General features: G+C 73.2%; 7 protein-coding genes. 3 read left to right on the forward strand and 4 right to left on the reverse strand.

All coding sequences use genetic code 11. The features are described from left to right. The 3 genes from AC51EU_RS27780 to AC51EU_RS27790 all read left to right on the forward strand — a co-directional run. The coding region (locus AC51EU_RS27780) for a substrate-binding domain-containing protein (RefSeq protein WP_496269842.1) at positions 1-219 on the forward strand (219 nt) is incomplete at its 5' end. A 163-nt stretch (positions 220-382) separates the two neighbouring features. Next, entirely contained in the window at positions 383-907 is a 525-nt protein-coding gene (locus tag AC51EU_RS27785; RefSeq protein WP_496269843.1) for an RICIN domain-containing protein, read from the forward strand. A 129-nt stretch (positions 908-1,036) separates the two neighbouring features. Continuing rightward, positions 1,037-1,657: a class I SAM-dependent methyltransferase gene (locus AC51EU_RS27790; protein WP_496269844.1), complete on the forward strand. Its 621-nt coding sequence runs from the start codon at positions 1,037-1,039 to the stop codon at positions 1,655-1,657. An 11-nt stretch (positions 1,658-1,668) separates the two neighbouring features. Here AC51EU_RS27790 and AC51EU_RS27795 read toward each other — a convergent pair whose 3' ends face one another. The 4 genes from AC51EU_RS27795 to AC51EU_RS27810 form a co-directional block, all read right to left on the reverse strand. Then, on the reverse strand, positions 1,669-2,385 hold the full coding sequence (locus AC51EU_RS27795) for a class I SAM-dependent methyltransferase (protein WP_496269845.1): 717 nt from the start codon (positions 2,383-2,385) through the stop codon (positions 1,669-1,671). Positions 2,386-2,442: 57 nt separating this feature from the next. Further along, a complete protein-coding gene (locus tag AC51EU_RS27800) occupies positions 2,443-2,610 on the reverse strand; it encodes a hypothetical protein (protein WP_496269846.1) in 168 nt (55 codons plus the stop codon). Between the two features lie 259 nt (positions 2,611-2,869). Further along, positions 2,870-3,640: a TetR/AcrR family transcriptional regulator gene (locus AC51EU_RS27805; protein ID WP_496269847.1), complete on the reverse strand. Its 771-nt coding sequence runs from the start codon at positions 3,638-3,640 to the stop codon at positions 2,870-2,872. Positions 3,641-3,757: 117 nt separating this feature from the next. Beyond that, positions 3,758-4,167, reverse strand: a 410-nt coding sequence (locus tag AC51EU_RS27810; RefSeq protein WP_496269848.1) for a 2Fe-2S iron-sulfur cluster-binding protein, incomplete at its 5' end; no start/stop codon positions are given.

The following is a 4,167-nucleotide window of genomic DNA, read 5'->3' on the forward strand; positions in this document are numbered from 1 at the left end:
CTCGACGTCCCCACCCACGTCTCCGTCGTCGGCTTCGACGACTCCCCCCTCACCACCGTCCGCCAACCCGTGCGGGCCATGGCGTCCGCGGCCGTCGGCGCCCTCATCGAGGAGATCCGCGACCGCGCCGAGGGGGTGCGGGCGGTGGGCCGGCACACCGAGTTCGTCTTCCCGCCGGAACTGGTCGTCCGGGGGTCCACGGGCCCCGCACCGGCCTGACGCGACTCCGGTGGTACGCAAGGACTTTCGGCAAGAGACGTCAACCGAAAGGGGGGTAATACACGAAAGAACGAATCCCTACGATCTGCTCTATTCCACCCGGACGGGGAGGGTTAACTTTCCGGCGGACAGTGCGTTTTTCCTCCCCAAGAGAGGGTATTTCGTGCGCTACTTCCCGAAAGCCGGACGTCGTCTTCTGACCGTCCTCGCCCTGGCCTCGGCCTCGGCCCTCGCCGCACCGGCGGCCGGCGCCGCGACTCCGGCGCCCGCCCGGCACCTCCAGCAGGACTTCCGCATCGAGACCTTCGCGGGCAAGTGCCTCGACGTGAAGGGCCGCAGCACGGCCGACGACGTCCCGATCATCCAGTACACCTGCAACGGGCAGGACAACCAGCGGTTCACGTTCCGCCAGGTCAGCGGCGACGCCTTCGAGATCCGCACCTTCGCGGGCAAGTGCCTCGACGTACGGGGCCGCAACCCGGGCAACGAGGTCCCGATCATCCAGTACCGCTGCACCGGGCAGGACAACCAGCGGTTCCGTGTCCGCCGCGCCAACGACGGCCGCTACGAGATCCGCACGTTCGCGGACAAGTGTCTCGACGTGAAGGGCCGCAACCCGGGCAACGAGGTCCCGATCATCCAGTACACCTGCAACGGGCAGGACAACCAGCGCTTCCGCATCAGCTGACCCGCCCACCCGGCGGCCCCCGACCACACCGGCCGGGGGCCGTCGGCACGTCCGGACCACGTACCCCCGGGACCACACCGCCGGGAAAACCGCTCGCCGCCACCGCCCCCGCCGGTTAGCGTGCCGCGCATGGCCGTGGACGACCCCAAGGACCTCGTACGGCGCGGCTACGACGCGCTCTCCGAACGCTACGACCAGATGTACGGGGCAGAGACCAAGTACGCCCCTTGGACGGACGAACTGCGCGCCCGCGTGCCCCGCGGCGGAACGGTGCTGGACCTGGGCTGCGGCAGCGGCGTGCCCGTCGCCCGCGCACTGGCCGAAGCCGGGTTCCGCGTCACCGGGATCGACATCAGCGAGGTACAGATCCGCCGGGCCCGGGAGGCGGTGCCGCGGGCCGTCTTCCTCCGGGCCGATGCCACGGCCGTCGACCTCGCGCCGGCCTCCTTCGACGCCGTCGTCTCCTTCTACGCGCTGATCCACATCCCGCTGGAGGAGCAGTTCCCGCTGCTGGAGCGGATCGGCGGATGGCTGCGGCCGGGCGGTCTGTTCCTGGCGACCGCCGGCCACGGCTCCTGGACCGGCGTCGACGAGGACTGGCTGGGCGGCGGGGCCGCCATGTGGTGGAGCCACGCGGACGCCGCCACCTACCGGGAGTGGCTGACACGGGCCGGACTACGGGTCGAACGGGAGGAGTTCGTGCCCGAGGGGGAGGGCGGGCACACCCTGTTCGCGGCCCGCCGCGACTGACCGGGCCGCACTCAGCGCGGTTTGCGGATCTTCTCGGCGCGCAGTCCCAGGGACCACGGGACCGCGGCGCCCGGCGGCTCCACGGTACGGGTCAGGGTCAGGCCCGCCGCGGTGAACGCGTTGAGCAGATCGGCCAGCGGGACATGCCGCATCCCGACCCTGCGCGGCACACCGTCCTCCCGCCACCACGGGGCCGGCGCGTGCCACCCGGAGGTGCGGTAGGTCGGATGGACGGTACGGCCGCCGTCGGTACGGGCCTCCGTGTGCGGGCCGCAGAAGCACGGGTGCGCGCCGAGGCAGACCAGCGCGCCACCCGGCCGCAGCACCCGGGCGGCCTCGCGCACCACGGCCGGGAAGTCGTCGACGTCCGTGGACAGCCACACCGCCGCCACCGTCGTGAACACCCCGTCCGCGAACGGCAGTACGGCGGCGTCCCCCCGTACGAAGGAGACACCGGGCGCCGCCCGCCGCCGGGCGAGGGAGAGCAGATCGGCGGAGGTGTCGAGGCCGATGACCGTACGGCCGGGGGAGCGGAGCGCGGCGAGGTGCTGCCCCGCACCGCAGCCGAGATCCAGACAGAGGCCGCCCGCGGTGCCGAGCAGACGCCGCAGGGGGACACGGTGGACGGTCGCCGGGAGGGCGCCGCGATCGTCGTACCAGGGGGCAAAGCCGTCGTGGCGGGAGGCCGGCACGCGGTCGGCGGGCTGGTCCGTGCGGGGCTCGTCCATGAGGAATCCTTCCGCGGGAGCGGGCGCGGTACGGGGCGCTGCGCACCGGTCGCCGGGTCACGGCGCTTCGGCGGCACCCAGGAAGCCGGGCGGACGGACGGGACGTTCGATACCGGGGGCCGCCCCGGGGACGGCGTCCCCCTCGGGCTCCATGGCCTCTAGCGCCCCACGCGGAACGGTGTTCCACCGGTGGATCACGTTCTCGTCCGTCCATCCCGTGGCCATGATGTGAGCGTAACGGCGGTACGGGGACGGGTCGACGCCCTGCGCAGGCCCGGTCGGGCCGGGGCGGGAAAGGGGCGCGATGCCGGTGCTGCCGGGGCCTGTTCGTCCGGCAGCGGCACGGCGCTCCGGACGGCCGGGGCGGTGGGCCCCGGGGGAGACCGCAACGGCTTACGGGGAGAATGCGAAACTCTTGCGGTTATCTGTGAAAGCCCTTGCAAAGGCGCAGGGGCACGACCGAACGGGCGCGGTACCGGCGGTCTCAGCCCCGCGGCCCCGCCGCGCCCACCGGCTCCGGCTCCCCGCCGTCCGCCGGGGGCCGCGCGTCTGCCGCGTCCGGCTGCTGCGGCGGAAGGCTCATCAGCCGGACGACGAGATCGGCGAAGGTCCCGTCCGACGGCTCGTCCGCCATGATCCGCCGCACCACCTCCGCCGTCTCCGCGTCGTACGCGGCGCTCACCGACACCAGCGCCCCGAAGTCGTGCACCAGCTGCCGCTCCAGCTCCGCCCGGGGCACCCGCCGGTCCTCCAGCCACAGCAGCGCCGTGGACTCGGCCAGCGAGATCCACGACCGCACCACCAGCGCCAGCCGGGGCCCGGGGGAGGCGACACCGAGGTGCGCGAGGATCTGCTCGTAGGCGGCCTGGCGCACCTTGTCGATCATGACGCCGGTGCGGCGCGAACCGGTCGCCGGACCCCCGCGCATCAACGCCGAGAAGCCGGGCCCGTGTTCGTCCACGAAGCTGAAGAACCGGCCCATCACCCGGAGCAGCCGGGCACCGAGCGGACCCTCGTGCGGCTCGGTGAAACGGGCCGTCAGCTCGTCGGCCGCCCGCCGCAGCGCGGCCTCGTACAGATGCTGCTTACCGGGGAAGTAGTGGTACACCAGCGGCCGGGATATCCCGGCGGACTCGGCGATGTCGTCGATCGACACATCGTCGGGAGAGCGTCTGCTGAAGTGGTCGAGGGCGACGGCGATCAGCTGCCGGCGCCGCTCCTCGACGCCCATCCTGCGGCGTGCCCCGTTCGTCATGCCCCCACCCTAGGGGGTGTCGTCAAACCCCCGTTCGCCCATGTCGCCCGGCGCGCGGATCAGGGCGTCCCAGGGCCGGGGCCGTACGCCCCCGGCGCGCCCGGCCGCCCGCGTCGTTCACAGATCCAGGACGAGACGCTCCCCCCGCGCCCGCGAGACGCACAGCAGCATCGAGTCGTCCCGCTCGTCGTCCGTCAGCAGGGTGTCGCGATGATCCACCTCACCCTCCAGCACCCGCTGCCGGCACGTCCCGCAAAAACCCCGCTCGCACGAGTACGCGAGGTTGGGCAGCGCCTGCTCGCGGACCGCCCGCAGCGTGTTGGTGTCCGCGGCCACCTCGACCGTACGGCCGGTGCGCCGCAGCTCCACCGTGAACGGCGCGTTCTCCCCGGCCGGCGCGGCGGCGGGTGGCGCGAACCGTTCGGTGTGCAGGGTCAGCCCCTCCGGGCCGTCGGGGAGCAGCGCGGCCACCGCGTCCATCAGCGGCTCCGGGCCGCAGCAGTACACCGCGGCGTGCGGCGGCGCCG

Source organism: Candidatus Streptomyces philanthi (assembly GCF_059553635.1).